Origin of the sequence: Weissella cibaria (genome assembly GCF_004521965.1) — a bacterium.
GTDB classification, from domain to species: Bacteria; Bacillota; Bacilli; order Lactobacillales; family Lactobacillaceae; genus Weissella; species Weissella cibaria_A.
The window spans coordinates 1-17,580 of record NZ_SDGK01000043.1 but is presented as its reverse complement, the minus strand read 5'-3'; the positions used below and the strand labels follow the sequence as shown (position 1 = coordinate 17,580).

At 47.2% G+C, this 17,580-nt stretch carries 23 protein-coding genes, 1 riboswitch and 1 other annotated feature; of the genes, 5 read left to right on the top strand and 18 right to left on the bottom strand.

The genetic code is table 11. The annotated features are described in order from the left end of the window. Positions 1-397: 397 nt before the first annotated feature. The 7 genes from EST42_RS06360 to EST42_RS06335 all read right to left on the bottom strand — a co-directional run bounded on the left by EST42_RS06360 (position 398) and on the right by EST42_RS06335 (position 4,607). Positions 398-928, bottom strand: a complete 531-nt coding sequence (locus EST42_RS06360; protein ID WP_134644709.1) for a hypothetical protein — start codon at positions 926-928, stop codon at positions 398-400. Between the two features lie 157 nt (positions 929-1,085). Then, positions 1,086-1,244 carry a hypothetical protein gene (locus EST42_RS10535; protein ID WP_167711138.1) on the bottom strand — a complete coding sequence of 53 codons (159 nt, stop codon included), beginning with the start codon at positions 1,242-1,244 and terminating at the stop codon, positions 1,086-1,088. A 10-nt stretch (positions 1,245-1,254) separates the two neighbouring features. Then, complete coding sequence (locus EST42_RS06355) at positions 1,255-1,689, bottom strand: hypothetical protein (RefSeq protein WP_134644708.1); 435 nt, start codon at positions 1,687-1,689, stop codon at positions 1,255-1,257. Positions 1,690-1,755: 66 nt separating this feature from the next. Beyond that, positions 1,756-2,628: an ROK family protein gene (locus tag EST42_RS06350; RefSeq protein WP_134644707.1), complete on the bottom strand. Its 873-nt coding sequence runs from the start codon at positions 2,626-2,628 to the stop codon at positions 1,756-1,758. 218 nt (positions 2,629-2,846) lie between these two features. Next, entirely contained in the window at positions 2,847-3,077 is a 231-nt protein-coding gene (locus EST42_RS06345; protein ID WP_245150422.1) for an SDR family NAD(P)-dependent oxidoreductase, read from the bottom strand. Positions 3,078-3,086: 9 nt separating this feature from the next. Beyond that, positions 3,087-3,743 carry a hypothetical protein gene (locus tag EST42_RS06340; RefSeq protein ID WP_134644706.1) on the bottom strand — a complete coding sequence of 219 codons (657 nt, stop codon included), beginning with the start codon at positions 3,741-3,743 and terminating at the stop codon, positions 3,087-3,089. An 87-nt stretch (positions 3,744-3,830) separates the two neighbouring features. Then, a complete protein-coding gene (locus tag EST42_RS06335) occupies positions 3,831-4,607 on the bottom strand; it encodes a hypothetical protein (RefSeq protein ID WP_134644705.1) in 777 nt (258 codons plus the stop codon). 111 nt (positions 4,608-4,718) lie between these two features. On the opposite strand from EST42_RS06335, the gene EST42_RS06330 reads away from it, so the two are divergent. Further along, on the top strand, positions 4,719-5,321 hold the full coding sequence (locus tag EST42_RS06330) for an IS1096 element passenger TnpR family protein (RefSeq protein WP_134644704.1): 603 nt from the start codon (positions 4,719-4,721) through the stop codon (positions 5,319-5,321). A gap of 196 nt (positions 5,322-5,517) precedes the next feature. Here the strand turns inward: EST42_RS06330 and EST42_RS06325 are convergent, their stop codons facing one another. Genes EST42_RS06325 through thiM form a run of 4 tightly spaced genes read right to left on the bottom strand, consistent with a single transcriptional unit; the run spans position 5,518 to position 8,340 of the window. Then, on the bottom strand, positions 5,518-6,123 hold the full coding sequence (locus EST42_RS06325; RefSeq protein WP_134644703.1) for a TenA family protein: 606 nt from the start codon (positions 6,121-6,123) through the stop codon (positions 5,518-5,520). Beyond that, positions 6,120-6,779 (bottom strand): thiamine phosphate synthase, encoded by a 660-nt coding sequence (thiE, locus tag EST42_RS06320; protein WP_134644702.1) that lies wholly within the window; start codon positions 6,777-6,779, stop codon positions 6,120-6,122. Before thiE ends, EST42_RS06325 begins: the two co-directional genes overlap by 4 nt. Continuing rightward, on the bottom strand, positions 6,776-7,579 hold the full coding sequence (gene thiD, locus EST42_RS06315) for a bifunctional hydroxymethylpyrimidine kinase/phosphomethylpyrimidine kinase (RefSeq protein WP_134644701.1): 804 nt from the start codon (positions 7,577-7,579) through the stop codon (positions 6,776-6,778). The genes thiE and thiD overlap by 4 nt, the downstream gene beginning before the upstream one ends. Beyond that, positions 7,576-8,340 (bottom strand): hydroxyethylthiazole kinase, encoded by a 765-nt coding sequence (thiM, locus tag EST42_RS06310; RefSeq protein WP_245150421.1) that lies wholly within the window; start codon positions 8,338-8,340, stop codon positions 7,576-7,578. The genes thiD and thiM overlap by 4 nt, the downstream gene beginning before the upstream one ends. 70 nt (positions 8,341-8,410) lie before the next feature. Next, a riboswitch (TPP riboswitch) is annotated at positions 8,411-8,506 on the bottom strand. 111 nt (positions 8,507-8,617) lie between these two features. Here thiM and EST42_RS06305 point away from each other — a divergent pair. Further along, entirely contained in the window at positions 8,618-8,827 is a 210-nt protein-coding gene (locus tag EST42_RS06305) for a hypothetical protein (RefSeq protein ID WP_134644700.1), read from the top strand. A 106-nt stretch (positions 8,828-8,933) separates the two neighbouring features. Here EST42_RS06305 and EST42_RS06300 read toward each other — a convergent pair whose 3' ends face one another. The 6 genes from EST42_RS06300 to EST42_RS06275 all read right to left on the bottom strand — a co-directional run bounded on the left by EST42_RS06300 (position 8,934) and on the right by EST42_RS06275 (position 14,573). Then, positions 8,934-9,155, bottom strand: a complete 222-nt coding sequence (locus EST42_RS06300; protein WP_134644699.1) for a hypothetical protein — start codon at positions 9,153-9,155, stop codon at positions 8,934-8,936. Positions 9,156-9,362: 207 nt separating this feature from the next. Continuing rightward, the gene (locus EST42_RS06295; RefSeq protein ID WP_134644698.1) at positions 9,363-10,193 is read right to left on the bottom strand and encodes a MetQ/NlpA family ABC transporter substrate-binding protein; all 831 of its coding nucleotides are present in this window, start codon (positions 10,191-10,193) and stop codon (positions 9,363-9,365) included. A gap of 21 nt (positions 10,194-10,214) precedes the next feature. Then, positions 10,215-11,045, bottom strand: coding sequence for a MetQ/NlpA family ABC transporter substrate-binding protein (locus tag EST42_RS06290; RefSeq protein WP_134644697.1), 831 nt, complete (start codon positions 11,043-11,045; stop codon positions 10,215-10,217). Between the two features lie 30 nt (positions 11,046-11,075). Then, positions 11,076-12,008, bottom strand: a complete 933-nt coding sequence (locus EST42_RS06285; protein ID WP_134644696.1) for an L-lactate dehydrogenase — start codon at positions 12,006-12,008, stop codon at positions 11,076-11,078. Positions 12,009-12,036: 28 nt separating this feature from the next. Further along, the gene (locus tag EST42_RS06280) at positions 12,037-13,194 is read right to left on the bottom strand and encodes an aminotransferase class I/II-fold pyridoxal phosphate-dependent enzyme (RefSeq protein ID WP_134644695.1); all 1,158 of its coding nucleotides are present in this window, start codon (positions 13,192-13,194) and stop codon (positions 12,037-12,039) included. 11 nt (positions 13,195-13,205) lie between these two features. Beyond that, the gene (locus tag EST42_RS06275) at positions 13,206-14,573 is read right to left on the bottom strand and encodes an FAD-binding oxidoreductase (protein ID WP_134644694.1); all 1,368 of its coding nucleotides are present in this window, start codon (positions 14,571-14,573) and stop codon (positions 13,206-13,208) included. Positions 14,574-14,618: 45 nt separating this feature from the next. Next, positions 14,619-14,865: a binding site (T-box leader), on the bottom strand. A 319-nt stretch (positions 14,866-15,184) separates the two neighbouring features. Here EST42_RS06275 and EST42_RS11135 point away from each other — a divergent pair. Together EST42_RS11135 and EST42_RS11420 are read left to right on the top strand one after the other, a co-directional pair. Then, the gene (locus EST42_RS11135; protein ID WP_245150420.1) at positions 15,185-15,385 is read left to right on the top strand and encodes a hypothetical protein; all 201 of its coding nucleotides are present in this window, start codon (positions 15,185-15,187) and stop codon (positions 15,383-15,385) included. Next, on the top strand, positions 15,376-15,507 hold the full coding sequence (locus tag EST42_RS11420) for a hypothetical protein (protein ID WP_280633881.1): 132 nt from the start codon (positions 15,376-15,378) through the stop codon (positions 15,505-15,507). The genes EST42_RS11135 and EST42_RS11420 overlap by 10 nt, the downstream gene beginning before the upstream one ends. A 154-nt stretch (positions 15,508-15,661) precedes the next feature. Here EST42_RS11420 and EST42_RS06265 read toward each other — a convergent pair whose 3' ends face one another. Continuing rightward, positions 15,662-16,753: a glycerol dehydrogenase gene (locus EST42_RS06265; RefSeq protein ID WP_134644693.1), complete on the bottom strand. Its 1,092-nt coding sequence runs from the start codon at positions 16,751-16,753 to the stop codon at positions 15,662-15,664. A 277-nt stretch (positions 16,754-17,030) separates the two neighbouring features. Between EST42_RS06265 and EST42_RS06260 the strand changes: the two genes are divergently transcribed. Beyond that, positions 17,031-17,213, top strand: coding sequence for a hypothetical protein (locus EST42_RS06260; protein ID WP_134644692.1), 183 nt, complete (start codon positions 17,031-17,033; stop codon positions 17,211-17,213). Positions 17,214-17,580 lie beyond the last annotated feature (367 nt).

The window sequence follows — 17,580 nt, the reverse complement described above, 5'->3', positions numbered from 1 at the left end:
TGCTTGATGACCCTACACATTTGTTTCATCGAAACGATATTCAGTTTTCAATGACCCACTTAGTCGCCTTGACGACCAAATCTATATTACAGAAGATGATTTCAATTGTCAACAACCAATTTCATTTCTGTTTCACATCGTTTTCGCAGATATTTCATATCTCTGTTGACGACTTGATATATACTACACGCTTCTTTTGTAATCGTCAACACTTTCTTTAAAACAAATTTTACAAACAAAAAACGATGACAATCGTCACCGTTTTAACCAGCTATTTTTACAATGTCTAATAAATAGGAGGACTTGTCTGATAATAACTGGTGTGACCAACCATGTTCTCTCCGGCTCTCCTATATACGTACTCTATCACGACTAGTAGGTCCCTGCAAATAACGCATTACTTACCGTAATGTAAATCACGTGCGATAGTCCGCTGAACCTTGGCAATCGTTTCACTATGAAAGTCGCGATGATCCAACACCATCCGCTTAGTCATCTCACGTGGCGCTTGGTAGAACATCCAGGGCCACTCAGATTGCATCTCAAACGACACTTGCCCCACTTGGAACCGATCACGAATTTCCGTAGCATTTCGCCATTCATCGACTAAAGCAAAAACAAATGGGCCAAACTCCCCTTGACTATCATGCAGATAGGACTCCCAGTCACCAACCACTAAAGTTTCTGGGTCATGATCAACTGCATTTCGAACCAAAACCTGGTCATCCCCGGTCGTCACCGCATAATAAGTCCGGTCATCCTCATCTGTTAATCGTGGCAACGATTCATAATTCAATCCTAACCGTTTCGCTAACTTTTGCGACAACGCCACGCGAACGTGCTGCGCAGGTACGTCACTATCTTGCGCGACAATATGTAATTCAGCTAACCCGTCTGCAATTGTAACTGTCGTAAATTCGTAGTACATCAATGTTCTCACTTTCTGATTTAGTTCGCCAGTGATGTAAAAATACGTCCCACCATCATCATTTTTCTATCACTCCCTTTAAGTCTCTCTATTATATCAACAGATTAAAGCATAAAAAATAGGCAACTCGATTACCAATCAAACTGCCTCATCATCCTTATTTCACTTTTGCGGCGTAATAACCTAATAGCAGTGCCACAAACACAATCAACGCCATCCGTCGATTATCATGGTACAAAAACATATCACCTAACGCATAGACAAACAGCGCGACCGACGTAACAGTCATGCCTAACTTTAACGTACTCTTTTTCATCTCGTCTCGTTTACCCTTCCTCAGCATAGCGAATTGTTGCATCACGAAGGTAGCTGACAAATTGTCGATGACCCACTTCATGCTCAAACGCATCTTTAAAATCCGCAATATAACTTTGCCGAATCGTTGGGTGACCCCAAGTTGGACGCCAGTCTAACCGGTAGACACCATCCATTAGTAGCACGTCGTAACCCGGAAACGCCATCCGCAACACTGATAACGTTTTGTTAGTCACCGGAAACCGCTTCACAAGGAGCGGATGCGCATTGGTGGCAGGGTCAACCGCTTCAGTCATCGCAACCGCACTATCAGATGAGCCAATAAACACCAGTCGGCGCGACGCATCGGTCATAAACGTACCGTCCGTTAACGAAATACCGTCAAAGACAGCCGTCTTCAACAATTCCGGTCCCCAAAATTCAATCACCTGTTGTTCATCCTGCATACCAAGTGTGCCTCCTAACGCAAAAAACCTGACCATTGTTGATCAGGTTTTCATTATAGCGTGAATTTAAACTAATGTCTTGGCCAAGTAGAAGCTACCTAAAATACCAGCGTCATCCCCATTACCAGCTCGGACCAAGTAGTCGTCTAAGTTCGGCAACGCCAAATAATCTGACAGTTGTGCCGCAAACGACTTGCGGACAAGCGACATTAAAACATCGCGATGTGGCACACCACCACCAAAAATGATTTTTTCTGGTCGCAAAATCGTAGTATACGTCACGGCCGCCTGAGCCAGGTAAAACGCCTCAAGTTGCCAGGCTGTGCTGTCATCATCTAACAAATTAGCAGGTTGACCCCATCGTTCAGCCATTGCCGGTCCAGACGCGACGCCTTCTAAACAATGATCGCCGTGGAATGGGCAATGTCCTTTATACGTGTCCATTGGGTGCTTATTCACCATAATGTGGCCCGCTTCCGGATGCGAAATACCTTGCAGTAACTGTCCATTGGCCACAATGCCGGCGCCAATACCCGTACCGACCGTCAAATACAGAATGTTGTCGTTTTCCTGACCAGCACCTGATACGAATTCGCCCCACGCCGAACCGTTCACATCCGTTGTCCAATAGTATGGTATATCGCGCCATTCGGTCATGGCGCCCAAAAAGTTATACCCCGACCAACCACGCTTGGGCGTTGCCAGCACATAACCATATGTGCGACTGGCTGGATTAACATCGATTGGTCCAAACATTGAAATACCAATCGCAACAATATCCTGATATTGATCGAAAAACGCTTGAATCTGACTCATCGTCTCAGCTGCGCACGCCGTCGGAAAACTTTCCTGTGCAACGACCGTCTCTGGATGTGTCGCATCGGCCACGGCCACCACAAATTTGGTACCACCGCCTTCAATTGCCCCTAATAGTGTCATGATTATCCCCCAAATTGATATCATTTTTACCTGTTAAGCATGGCACAAATCGCCCCCTTGGTGTAAGCGCTTTCTTTGTATAGTGAAAAGAAAGGCTGTCTCGGTAGCGTTGCCACCAAAACAGCCAAATCATCACATTTATTTTGTCTGGGCCGTAACTTCAGCCCACGTGATGCCCTGCCCGTACAAGTCATCATAATCAATTGTCTTGGCATCGGCTAAATCAACCCAACGTGCTTGGTAATTTGTAGTTCGTTTGCCAGAAGTTGCACATCGGCAAGTTTCGTAAAGTCCGCCGAGTGGTATGGCATCTTAAGTGCGTTTGCGACAGCCGCCGTCTTCGTCGGATTCCGTCCAACAATGACAACCTGATGTCCTAAATCAACTAACGATTGCGCCGCCGCAACACCAATGCCACCACTACCGCCAGTAATTACGATTGTTTTCATGAGTATCCCCTATCGTTTTGAACGCTTCGCCTCGTCAATAGCTTCTTCAATTGCCGTAACCAAGACGGCTTTTTTCATATTAATCTGCTTTGACGAGTGCACCCGTTTGATCTTAATTTGCTTGGTCAAGTGCCAGCGCTCCGTTATCGCTGTATAGAGACGCTTACCGGTATTATCCGTAATTCGATAACTAGTTGCGAATAAATGGAATGGATTCCGTCGCGATTGGCCAACGATATCCCCCGATTTATCCAAAAACTGGTACTGATGGAAAAACAAAGCCCACACCTGTTCGCGAAGTGCGCCATCATACGTACCGTCGGCCGTCGCAAAGACACCGCCGCGTGCGATTGAAAAAGCTAATAGTCGGCGGGATTGGTGTTCGCGGTAAGCCACATCACCAGCTGTCGTTTCAAGCGCCAACGTATCACCAAACGGGTGCCAAAAATCGCCCGTCAACGTCCCAACTGATTTACCAGCTACCCGAACATCGTAAGACGTCGATAATCGAAAGAATTTCTGTACCAGCGTCACTTCCTGGGCTTCTTCCAACGTTGTGTCTAATTGTTTATTCCGTTCGCTTGACCGATCAGCCGCCTGAACGTTGATAGTCGTGAACAGTATCATCGCTGTCACAACTGCCAAACTTAATCCTAGTCTTTTCAATTGCCTCCCTCACAATCTGATTCGCCCACCAGTATAAGCATTTGCAAATAAAAACACCATAACAAACGCTATGGTGTTACCGGTTATTTAATCTTGCTGATCTGTTGCTTCATCAATCAACTCAGTCATTGGCAACAATTTCAAACCTGGATCGGCCACTTGTAGACTAGCCTTGAAGGCTTCAACTTGTTCTGCCACTTGTTGCAGAACGCTATCATATTCGCCTTGTAAGCCTGACACTTTAAATTGTTTACGGGCCATCAATTGTTGCTGAATCGTTTCGGCAGCCATACCAATACCAGCAACAGCGGCATCAACCGCTAAACCCTTTGCAACGCCCGAACCCCGTTTCGTCGTTCCCGTGTTGTTAGTTTTCTTACGTAACTTAGCTGCTTGTGAAATTGCCATTTGCCCCGCTTGCAACACAACTGCTCGCTTAGTTGCGTTGCTAATCGACTTTCCGGCCGGATTAGCTGCCAACTTCACGTAGTTAGTTGGCGTCACCACTGATAACTGTACGTCATGGACCAATGACGCATCAAATTCAAATTGTTGCGTCGCTTCATCGGTCATAAACGCCACGACCATATTACGCATGGCTTCATTAACATCTGCCACCAATTGTGTTTCAAACCGGTGCGCCATAATGTTGAATTCACTCGTCGAAATTGTGTTTGCTTTATACAATTCTGCTAGCTGTGCAATCGCGGCCCGCCGACTTTGTTTCATCGTTTTAAACGGCAGGGCCAATTTACGATTAATCGTCATGTTTAACCGTGTATCCGTCGCCCGCTGTTTCACATCATCACCCAAACGCTGAGCGCCTCGTTTTATTGCCTGCAGATTTTCTGTCAACTTTGCCATGTTCAATTCCCCCAAATTGCTTTACGTTCATTATACCGGAAATTTGGTGGCGACCATACATTCTTCACCCAAACTTGTTACAATGAAGTCACTACGAAACGAGGTACCGTTATGATTATCAAAGCAACGTTAGCTGACCCTACATTACCTGAAATTTCACGATTAATTCGGATTCCCGAATTCCGCCAAATGGCCCAACTACACAAAGCGCTACAGCTAGCGTTTGGGTTAACTGATTCGCACCTGTATAAGTTCGACGGTGGCATTTACTACATCACCAACGACAAACTTGGCATTGCCGACGACAAACTTAAGCAAAAGCAGCAACTGAAGCACTGGGATGAGCTGTCTCAATTTGAACAACAACCTGATTTCCGCCACAAAACGTTAAAGATGCCCGCCGTTTTATTGATGGACTTCTTTTCTAATTTAACCCACGCAACGTATGTCTACGATTTTGGGGATGACTGGCGGTTTGACTTAGAGGTTGTCGACATGGAGGATCCCTATGAAGGACATCCAGCGATTAAGGTGCTGGATGTCCAGGGACCCGACCTGTTAGAAGACGGGCACATCGAGTTCCCAGCCTTGGTGATGGCTGCTTATGAGGAACCCGAAACGATTCTTGACGGGAGTGCCCAGCTGGCTTTCACAACCCCGGAAACAGCCAATTACAAGCTCTTTCTCGCAAAACTTTATGATTATAGTTACTAATGACTCCCAACCGCGCCGTTTATCAATGGCGCGGTTTTTATTATGACGGTCTTCTTTCGCCAATGTCGTCACCATTTAGGCCCCCTCCGAAACTGTTAACCCTGTTGCAATTCCTCTATAAACGACAAATGAGGCACCGGCGCACCGGTACCTCACAAGATAGTTTTATTGTAGCATGAAAAATTTTGTTCAGCAATTAATTTTCGGCCATTTGCCAAAATGTCAGCTCATGCTGATACGACGTCGCGTAAATGCCCGCATAGTCAATTGTTGCTGACTGGCTTTGCTGTAAGAGTTGCGCTACGGTTGCCCAGCTCCAAGTAACCGCACTTTGATAAGCATCCCCCACATAATATGCCACCCAGTCTGCGTATCCGCTGGGGGCTACACCCGCTTGGGCTAATTTTTGCGCAACCAGGCCGTACGATTCCGTACAGGGTAATAACGCTAACATGCTAGCTAACGGATCACCTAGTTGCACCGTCTGATCAAGATGCGCCAAATATGCCAAATTATGGGGTGCCGGATCAATCTGCTGAAAACGCTCACTAGGTTGCAACCCTAAATGAGCATCTGCCTCATCGGCTGTAACAGCGGCTCGACGCCGTAACGTCGGTGGCAATTGTTGCATCGTTTGCGCAAACAATGCCTCAAAGTGCCCGACATAATGGGCATCTTGGGCAACATAGTAATCCCGGCTCGCCTGGCTTAAGTCACCCGTGCGAATGCCTTGCACGAACGGGGTCGCCATAATCTCCGTCAACCATTTCGTTTGAATTCGTTCGAGCTCTGTTTGCTTCATTCTGCCATCCCCCATAAGCTGGCCATCTCCTGTACGACCGTCGTGGCATCAGGCGCCTGACTTAGCAAACTGACCACCGCAACACCATCTAGGCCCGTCCGAGCCAGCGCTGGTAACGTTGCTAGACTGATACCACCAATCCCGACGGTTGGCAAATGGTGTTCATTATGGGCTAACACGGTCGTTAAACCGGTCAAGCCCAACGGCTCGGCAGCATCCGCTTTCGTCGTCGTGGCAAAAATTGGGCCGACCCCCAGATAATCCAGCCCGACCACTGCTTGTGCGGCCTGCATTTCAGCCACATTACGCACCGACAGACCGACAATCATCTCGGGTGGCGTCTCCGCAATCACCGTCCGAATATCACGGTCATCTTGGCCAACGTGGATGCCATCCGCCCCAATTGTCAGCGCAAGATCGACATCATCATCAATAAAAAATCGGACATTAGCAGCCTTGGCGGCAGCTTGTAATCGACGCGCTAACGCCAAACGGGTGGCCGATTCTGTCAGCCCAGCCCCTTTTTCCCGGAACTGATAGGCAGTAATCCCGGTTTGCATCATCGCCACAATTTTGGCTTCATATTCCGACAAAGTCAATGTTGGAAAGTCCTGTGAGCCAGCTACAAAATAGCGTTGTAAGTTATCTTTATTCATCCCGTCACCCAAAGATTCAATGGTCCGTGTCCATGACCGACAGCAATTGTTTCTGAAATCGCTGCTGTCATAAACCGCTTGGCATCTGACATCAACGCTGCTAGTGTTTCACCTTTAGCCAAATGCGCAGTGATATACGCCGACAACGTGTCACCGGTGCCGTGAGTGCGGTTAGTTGCCACCCTTGGCGCACGAAGCCAGAACCCCGTCCCGTCAGCTAACGCAACATAGTCCGCCACTTCATCCGAGCGACTGTCAGCCAAATGACCACCCTTTAGGACGACATTCGCTGGTCCGAGGGCCCGCAAATCATGCGCCGCTGCCACCATCGCGGTTTCCGACGTAATTGGCCGGTCAAGTAATACACTCGCTTCAGCTAAATTAGGTGTCATCACCGTCGCCAGTGGCAGTAATTTGGCAACCAACACTGCCACTGCGTCATCTGTCAGTAACGGTGCCCCACCTTTAGCGACCATGACTGGGTCAACCACCACAAATGGGATTTGGGCTTTTACCAAATTATCCGCCACCGTTTGGACCCGTTCCGTATCAAACAAAGCGCCCGTTTTCACCGCTTGAATCGATAAATCAGCTAATACACTATCAAACTGGGCAGTCACAAAGTCGGCTGGGGTGGGCAAAACGGCTTGTACGCCCAACGTATTTTGCGCGGTTAAACCCGTGATAATCGACGCTGCGTACACGCCTTGGTTATGAAAGGTTTTCAAATCGGCATTTGTACCAGCGCCGCCACTGGCATCAATGCCCGCAACTGTCATGACTTGTGGTACGTCAATCATGCGATCACCTCCGCTTGGGCCATTTGGTACAGTACATCAAACAAGGTCGCAACAAACGTGCCGGGTTGATTAGGTCCCTGTGCAGTTGCTTGCTCACCAGCCTGGCCCAGCACTTGCGCGGCCGTCTCACCAGCCAAAAGATAATCATCGGTCACGGCGACAAACGCGCCAACTATGCCACTTAACATATCGCCGGCACCAACATTCACCGCCAGCAGTGGTGAATTGGTTGTCACTTGGCGGGTTGATTGGCCATCGGTAATCACATCAATAACGCCTGTTTGCACAATCGTGGCGCCCGTTTGTTGGGCTGCGTTCACGGCATTTGCCACGTGGGCGTCAGTCTCATGGGCATCAATCCCTTGACCCGCCACAGTCACCCCAGCAAACCAACCGATTTCAGCAGCATTACCTCGAATAACATCGACTGTAATCATCTCTAGTAAACGCGTCACAAACTGTGCGCGGTACGGCATCCCCACCGCTACCGGATCCAACACGACGGGTTTGTGTTGCCGGTTGGCCGCTTGCCCAACCGCAACAAATAGTGGCCAGTGTGCTTCCGATAAGGTACCGGTATTCAACACGACAGTATCTGCGATGGCCACAAGCTCTTCGGCTTCAGCCACCTCATCGGTCATTAAGGGAGATGCCCCTAATACATTAATTGCATCGGCAACCCGTTGCATGGTTACCAAGTTCGCCACATTTAATACCAGTGGCTGTTGTTCACGGATATTGGTCAATAACGTTGTCATCATTCCTCCTAGAAACTAAAAAATCGACCAACCCGCGTAACAAAAAACGGATCGATCGATTTGAAAGACATTCTAGTCGGTCTACCATCTTCCCTACGCAAGTCTTAACTCAACAGGTTCAAAGGGTCCGGTTTCCCGTCTCAGCCAAATGGCTCCCCTAGTGGTGAATATTTAATTCTTCTTTAGTCTAGCAGAAGTTGCGCAAAAAACAACCAACGCTTTGCTGTTGTACCAACTGATTTTTTGCTAGATGCTAGACTGAGCATAAGGAGGCGGTATCATGACATTATTATTGGGGATTATCATGCTCGGACTCGGATTATTAGAAATCGTGCTGTCAAAGCGTTCAGTCAAAACTTACGAGAAGGTGGCCCGCCCGACTGACTCACCATTTAAACTATTGGGGTTTGGTTACGGTTTTTACATTGGCATCGTCATTGCACTTTTGTCACTCGGTCCCATCATCACCGGGATTACGCAACTCATTTAACAATTAACAGGCTGACCTAGCGTCAGTCTTTTTTACGCAATAAAAACCCGTCAGCCACCACAGCCAACGGGTATCCCGACGTATCACGGCGCACACTAATCCCAAATTAGTGTGACGCAGCCATTCCATTGTTTGCATCGTGCTTATGCGATGCCACCTTTGCTGACACCACGTCAGCAACATCTTCATCATTCTCTTCAATCTTAAAGATTGTCTTGTAACCAGCAAATGAAACTGCTGCGGCAATCAAGCTAAACAAACTAAATAGAAATGTCATCATGATACGAACCCCCTTAATATCGATGCGTTCCTTTTTTCCCCTTGTCATTATAATAACCCCCTGGCCCCTGTATTAGCAGAAACAGTTGCAAATTGGCCTAGTTTGCGACAGTTTTAACAATCACTGGCCATTCTCAGCCAAAACAAGCCAAATTCAGCTCAATTCCGGGACATTCCCTACTTTTTAGCATAAAAAGTAGCGACCTAACACAACCTTTGTGTCGGATTGCTTCATCATGTGCCAAATTTTCCGGATTTACTTCAAATTCCAAGCGGGATACTGTGAATTGCCAAACAACTTTTTAATTTCAGCCTTGGTTTCGGCCGTTTGGTATACCTTCACAATTTGCTTATATACCTTCTTACTAGCTTCCGTCTTTCGAACTGCAATCAAGTTAATGTACGGATCAACATTTTTCTTCAAATTTTGCGTTAACAAAATATCCTTGTCCGCTAACTTGGCATCGTGGGCAAAGTTACCGTTAATCACCGCTGCATCCGTAGTCTTCAAGGCTGAAACAGCTTGACCAGCGTCTACTTCCTTGATGCACAACTTCTTGGGATTCCAGGTAATATCCTTCGCCGTTGGATCGGTCACCTTGGTGTTGTACTTGATCAACTTGGCTTGCACCAGGACATTCAAGGCACGTTGCTCATTCGTCGCATCGTTTGGCACCGCGATTGTAGCCCCAGACTTGATGTCACTCAGCTTATCGGCTTTCAACGAGTACAACCGCATTGGCACAATCACCGTCTTACCAATTGACGTCAACTTGCTACCCATTTTCTTATTCTGATCATCGAAGAAAATCTTGGTTTGGAAGGCGTTCAAATCCAAACTCCCATCGACCAACGCCTGATTTGGCTTCACATAGTCATTGAATTCCTTCAACTTAATCGTGATGCCATACTCTTTCTTGGCGCGTTGCCCGATATTTTCCCACAACTCGCGGGCTGTATCCCCGACCACACCCACCGTGACCGTCTTATTATCGGCTGCCAACACACCTTGTTCTTGCGCGACGATGCTAACCCAAGCTGTGACCAACGCACCAGCCACCAACAAACCCAACTTCACTTTATGCATAAAATGTCCCCTATTAACTGTTTACTTCAACGTAATATTCCAAGCAGGTAGCTCGGCTTGACCCCATTCAGACTTTAAGTAAGCCTTAGTGGCCTTGGTTTGGTAAGCCTTCACCACTTCCTTGTAAATCTTCTTATTTGCGTGCTTCTTTGACGCCGCAATCACATTAATCCATTCAGCTGACTTCTTGTTAACCGGCTCAACATAAATGGCCGAGCTCAACTTAATCTTAGCTTGTTGGGCGTAGTTGGTATTAATGACTGCGCCAGCCTCAGACTTCAAAGCCGTTGGTGTTTGCGCAGCATCGACTTCCTTAATCTGCAAGTTCAACTTGTTCGTCGCAATATCCTTCACCGTTGGCAAGGCCACATCCTTCAAGTTGATTAATCCAGCTGATTGCAACAGAATCAATGCGCGAGCTTCATTCGTGGCATCATTTGGCACCGCAATACTGTCGCCCTTTTGGAAGTCCTTAGGTGACTTGTGCTTCTCAGAATGCAAGCGAATTGGCGTGATAATCGTCTTACCAATTGCCTTCACTGAATTACCGTTAGAATGGTTCCAGTTATCAAGGAAGTAGTAGTGTTGGAACGCGTTCAAGTCCAATGAACCATCTGCCACCGCCTTGTTTGGTTGGTTATAATCCGAGAATACCTTTGTCTTTAGCGTAATACCGTATTTCTTCTTAGCCGTCTTGGCGACCGTCTTCCACAACCCAGCATCTTGGGTTCCCACAATTCCGACAGTGACAGTCTTTGAATCTGCACTGGCCGTTACGGCTGGCAAGGCCACCGATCCGGCCAAAACGGTTGCTGCAATCGCTACCCCAAACTTCAATCTATTTGTCGTCATAATAATTTTCTCCTAGCTCCTAATAACCAATTAATCTGCTAATTCAGCGTAAACATCATCAAAGCGTTGCTTAATGTAAGCCGCCGACTCAATTAACTTTTGTTGCTCACTGTCTGTCAATTGCAGTGGCGCCTTATGCAATACCCCAGCACGTCCCACGACTACGGGGTAAGACAAGTACGTTTCCAAATCCGTTTGATAGGTAGAAACCGGCAAAACTTCATGTGAGTCTGAGAGCACCGCTTCCACCAAATGGATCGTGGCACTTGCAATGCCGTAACTGGTAAATTCTTTCCCCGCATAAACGGTGTACCCACCCCGGCGCGCTTCATCTTCCAAGGCATTCAAATCCAAATTGGCGTCATCACCGACTAATTCACCATGGACGCGAACCGTTGACCAAGCCGTGAACTGCGAATTACCGTGTTCACCCAAGTTACAACCGCTCACTGACTTGGGATTCACGCCCAACGCGACGCCAACTGCCCGTTGCATCCGCGCCGTATCCAGCAAAGTCCCGCTACCGATAACTCGATTAGCTGGAAAACCAGTAAAGCGTTGGTACAAGGCCGTGATGACATCGACTGGGTTCGTCACCACTACTAGCACGTCATGGAACCCAGACGCCACAATCTTATCGGCAACTCCGCGCACCTGTTGTTTAGTAAATTGCAGTTCCACAAAGCGATCACCAGTCGCTTGCCCGGTCTTTTGTAATGAAATTTGACCTAACGTTGAAATGACAATATCGGCATCATTCAACCCTTGCCAGTCATTCACCACAATATGAACGTCATACTTCAAATTCGCTGCCGCATCTTGAAAGTCCAAGGCCTCTGCTTCAGCTTTAGCGCTGTTAGTATCGATGAAAATCAATTCATCCGCGCCACCCGTGGTTACCAACCCGTGCGCAATGGCGGCCCCAACGTGTCCTAACCCAATAATTGCAATCTTACGTGCCATATGAATATCCTCCTAAAAATAAACTAGTTTAATCTGTGATAAATGCAGCAATCCGCGCGACGGCCGTTTGCAAATCAGCTAACGAAGCCGCATAACTCAACCGAATGTAGCCAGCCCCGCCAATCCCAAAGGCGGAGCCTGGAATAACCGCGACCTTACCTTCTTGGGCAAGCGCCAAACTAAAGGCCGCGTCATCTTGCGCCAAACCATCTGGAATCTGCGCAAAGACATAAAAGGCCCCGGCTGGTTGCGGAATCGCAAAACCAAGTTCGCGTAACGCCTTTACCAAATAATTGCGCCGGGCTGCATATTCAGCCTTCATCGCCAACGTATCTTGGCGCCCCGCTTCGGTACCCAGTGCTTCCGCAGCCCCGGCCATCGCTGGATTCGAGGCTGACGTCACCGCAAATTGGTGAATCAATCCGACTGCACGAATTAATTTCGTTGGGCCCACCACAAACCCAATGCGGTAACCCGTCATTGCGTGTGACTTCGATACCCCGTTCAAGACCAACGTTTGGTCGGGCAAGTACTGGGCAATTGAGGTGTGTTGTCCGTCGTAAACTAACTCTGAATAAATTTCATCTGCAATCACCGTGATGTCCGTCTCACGTAAGACATCCGCCAACGCCGATAATTGTTCCAACGTGTAGGTTGCTCCAGTTGGATTTGATGGATAATTCAGCACAACCGCCACTAGTTGATCGCCATAGGTATCAATTGCACCCTGTAATTGGTCCGGCGTGAGCAAGAAGCCAGTCGCCGATGTATCCACATAGGTTGGTATGCCACCAGCCAAGGCCACCGTTGGGTCATACAACGGGAAGTTTGGAGCTGGAATTAAGACGCGGTCCCCACGATTAACAACGGCGGTAATCGTGTCGTAGATCCCTTCCGTGGCCCCCAACGTCACAATCACTTGTGAGTCAGCATCATATTGCAAGTTGTACCGGTCAGATAAGAAGTGCACCGCCGCTTCCCGCAACGCTTGTGTCCCAGCAGCCGGTGCGTAGTGCGAATCATCTGCCAGAATGCTGTCGATTGCTGCTTGTTTAATGTGGGTAGGCACATTGAAATCTGGTTCGCCTAATGTCAGTTTCAAAATATCAGCCACATCACTAATCTGTGCATCGAATACTCGAATCGCATTGGGTTGAATCTGTGTTAAGCGTTCATTTAAACTCATCGTCTACCTCCCTAAAACTTACGACCAGGGTTCAAAATACCGGTCGGATCAAAAACGGCTTTAATTTCTCGTTGTAGCGTTTGGGCTGTGGGTGACAATTGCTGTGGCACCCACTTCTTTTTAATCGTGCCAATCCCGTGTTCCGCACTGACCGTGCCACCGATGCTAATCACAAAGGGCAGTAGCTCATCAATATAGGCCTGCGTTTCCGCGGGTAAAGTCCCCTCTTTACTTTCTAAAATGATATCGGGATGCAAGTTACCGTCGCCAGCGTGGCCGAGCAACAATAATCGTTGACCGTGCTTAGCGGCAATCGCTTCCGCGCGATCGGCGACAATTGCTAGCTGCCCTAATGGCACAGCAATGTCTTCCACAATCAAACGACCATATTGTGCGCCGGCCGCAAAGATGTCTTGGCGAATTTTGATAATAGTCGCGGTACGGTCCGGGTCCGACGTGACATCAATTGTCTGAGCACCAGCCTTACGGAGCAGGTCATCAACCAAATCCAATGCACCGGCTACAGCGACATCAAGTTGGAAAATCAGCAAGGCTTGTTCGCCACGCCCGCCTAAATCAATGCCTTCGTACTCATCAAGTGCTTCAATCGACACCCGATTTAGAACTTCTAACATTGACGGATTAACACCACTAGCTTGCAGTACTTGCACGGCATGCGTTAATGCGTGCACAGCCGCAAAGGTCGCTAAGCCCGTCACAGTATCGCCAAACGGAATTGGTCGGAGACGCACGGTGGCTTCAACGACCACCCCAAGCGTACCTTCAGAGCCAATGAACAAGTCGGTTAAGTCGTAACTGGCATTGTTTTTAAATGTGGCTCCGCCCAGTTCTAACAAACGGCCATCGGCGAGGACAACCTTGAGACCCAAGACATTTTCACGGGTTGTGTCGTACTTCAACGATGCCATTCCACCCGCGTTCGTTGCAATATTGCCACCGATGGTACTAATTGGCTTCGAACCGGGGTCTGGCGCGTAAAAGTAACCGACTTTACGAGCGGCTTGATCAAGGTCGCCGTTCAACACGCCAGCCTCGACCACCGCCGTTTGATTTTCTGGTTGCAACGCCACAATGTGGTTGAGGCGGGATAGATTCAGAAGAATACCACCATCCAAACCGGCTGCCCCATTCGCAATCGACGTGCGGGCACCTTGAGTCACAACCGGGATATGATGCGTCGTCGCAAATTGCAAAGTGGCTTGGACGTCCGCCACCGAAGTAGCGAATACCACCGCAAGCGGTTGCCTATCAGCTGCTGTTTCTTGGGTGTAGGGATTCAGCCGGTACTCTGCAAGCACAGACGGCTCGGTGACCAACTCACCCTCTGGTAATACTAATGTTGTTAAATCTGTGCTCATACTTTCCTCCAAATAAAAAACGTCCCGTCGCAGCACAATTGTCTGCAACGGGACGACTCATCATCGTGTTACCACCCGAATTCTGCCCAAAATCGCCTTTGGACACTTATCAAGTACGCGCTAAAAAGCGGTGATACTCTAGCGCGATAACGGGCGCACCCGGAAATGACATTCATCATCATTGTTTCAACCCACTCCAAGGCCATATTCACCAACTAAGTTGATTGCTTCACACCTTACGCAACTCTCTGAACAACTTAGGCTTGGTTACTCACCTCTTCTTCGTTGCACTTATTTTAGTCACGTTAAAATGAAAAGTCAATAAGTTTATTAGAATTATTCTCATTTAAATTTCAAACACCCTTCCGGATGCTCTTTTCAGGCCACTAATACCGGACTTTATGCTAATATAGGTCAGTTTCTATTTGGCAGCCACCGCGCTGCAACACGTTCAATCCCTGGTCCACGTTAATCCCGGCGGGAGGACAGACATTGACAGGTGCTTTTAACAGTGCTGATATCGCAGCGAAGAAACAAGAATTGGGTCACCCCGCTGATATACATCAAATTTAGCTTACATTCAAGCCAGCCACAAATTAGAGGACGTCATTGTGGCGTTCAACTCATTCAAAGGTAAGAACTACGTGGTCAGCTTTGAGCCAACTGGGTTGTTGTTCATGGGGTTGACGCCACTAAATCAATCTAACGGCAATGATCAATTCGTGGTACTAAATGAAATTGGCGCCATCGCGACCGCGACGAATCAGTTTTCAACGGTCACGAAATTAGCGACGCCGAAACGTTGGTCTTAGATTCGCTAACTAGTAAACACACGGAGCACCAATTGTATACGTCATTGTCGATGGCCGACTGGGTTGCTGCGGATGTAGCGAACGTTAATGCGATTATTGATGGGTATAACCAGGTTGGTTAATTGTTTTGGGTATAGTTAAGGGGATGCATCTTATGGTGCATCCCCTTTTTGGGCTATCTACAGCCTACTAAAATGCCACAGATAAAAAGGCATACGCACCTTAATGCATACGCCCAATTCTAACTAGAATTTGTAAATCAATAGTTCCCGATATTTAACGTGACTTCACATAAGCATCAACTGCCACAAGTGCATTTGCAACATCTTCAGCCGTGACTACGAATGGCATTTGGTGGATCGTTTCCCCTTCTGCCGTCGCTTGGACACCAATCTTCAATAGATCTTCACGAGAAGCATTCTCTAAATGCATTTCCGACAAGGTTGTGGGCAAGCCTAACTTCTGATAGAAATCAATGTACTTATTCAATGTCTCAGCCGTTTCATTTTGCAAAACCAACTGCGTCAACGTACCGTATGCTACCTTTTCACCGTGGGTCAAGTGGTGAATATCACCCGTCAATGCTGTGAAACCATTGTGAATTGCGTGCGCTGCGGCTAAACCACCTGATTCAAAGCCTAACCCTGATAATAGGGTGTTCGCTTCAACAACTGATTCAAGCGATGCCGTAACGACCCCTTGCCGGTTGGCTTCAATTGCTTGAAGTCCGTAGTTAAATAGCGTTTCTTCCGCTTTTTCTGCAATCGCGACAGCGGCCAACGTTTGCTTGCCGCCAGCCATCGTGTCACCATGCTTTTCACTCACGGCCTTTACCTCAATCAAAGTTGCCATTGCATCCGCAATGCCTGATGCCAGATAACGAACCGGTGACTTAGCGATAACATCCGTATCAACCATCACTAATTCTGGATTCTTTTTGTAGAATAGGTAACTCTCAAACGCCCCATCATCCGTGTAGATAACAGACAAAGCTGAAGTTGGTGCATCCGTTGACGCCAGTGTTGGCAAGATGGCCACTGGCAAGTCCGCTTCATCTGCGATTGCTTTAGCAGAATCAATCGCCTTACCGCCACCTAAACCAAGTACAACATCACTCTGGTTTTCACGGGCAATCTCAACCGCACGGGCAATTTCTGAGCGTGATGCTTCTCCTTGAAAGGCAACCCGAGTATATGACATGCCGGCTGCTTCCAAATTTTTAGCAAATGTTTCGCCAACAGCCGACCACGTGTGATTACCAGCTAGTAACAATGCATTTGATCCCAACTCTTTAATGTGTGTAATCCCCGTTTCCAAAACATGTGCCCCTTGCACATAACGTGATGGACTTGCAAAAACTCGTTCCATAGTTATTCCCTCCAAAGTTTAACTTGTGATTTTGTTCACATTTATTATAGCACTTAAAACACTAATTAAGTTAGTCAAATTACAGTACAAAATAACTCCATTTTATCAAACTGGAAATTCCAAATAGAACAATTAGTTCATTTTTTGTCAACCCTTTCGTCCAAAATACAGTAGACTAAATATTAGGTTTAACTGTTAAAAAAGAAAAGAGATGACTCCTGCAAAAACGATATCGAACACATCTAACATTTCAGTCAATTTTCTAAGGAGATACTAAATGGCATTAACAGAAGAAGACGTGCGTATTGCTTATGCTGCAAGTAAGATTACAACTGGTAACAACCGTTCAAACTCTGAACGTGTTGCACTTTGGCTAGAAGCCTCAATTGATGATGTGAACCAGATTATTGATCAATATTCACTCCCTATCAAGAAGACGGCGGTAATTTCGCACTTTTAGCTTCTGATTTTTCTCAGAAATAAGTACTTGATGACAAATAAAGCGGTCAGACGAATCTGGCCGCATATTTTGGGTCGGTGGTGAGAAATCATCACCGCTTTTTCTACGCTCTTTTTCAATAAATTTTATAAAAAATCCTTATCAAATAATAAACGCCAAATAAATGACGGTGTGAATCACACATATTAAGTTTGGTTTCAATTATCTAATCATACAAATTTTCTTCATATTCCCGATCGATCGTTCTTTCTATGTCGCGACGCATACTATCAACTCTTTCAGAAAACAGTTCAAACAACTGTATATTTTCCACGGCGCTGATGTCAAGATTATGGACAGGTTTTTTCGGCACCGCAAGGTGCCGCTA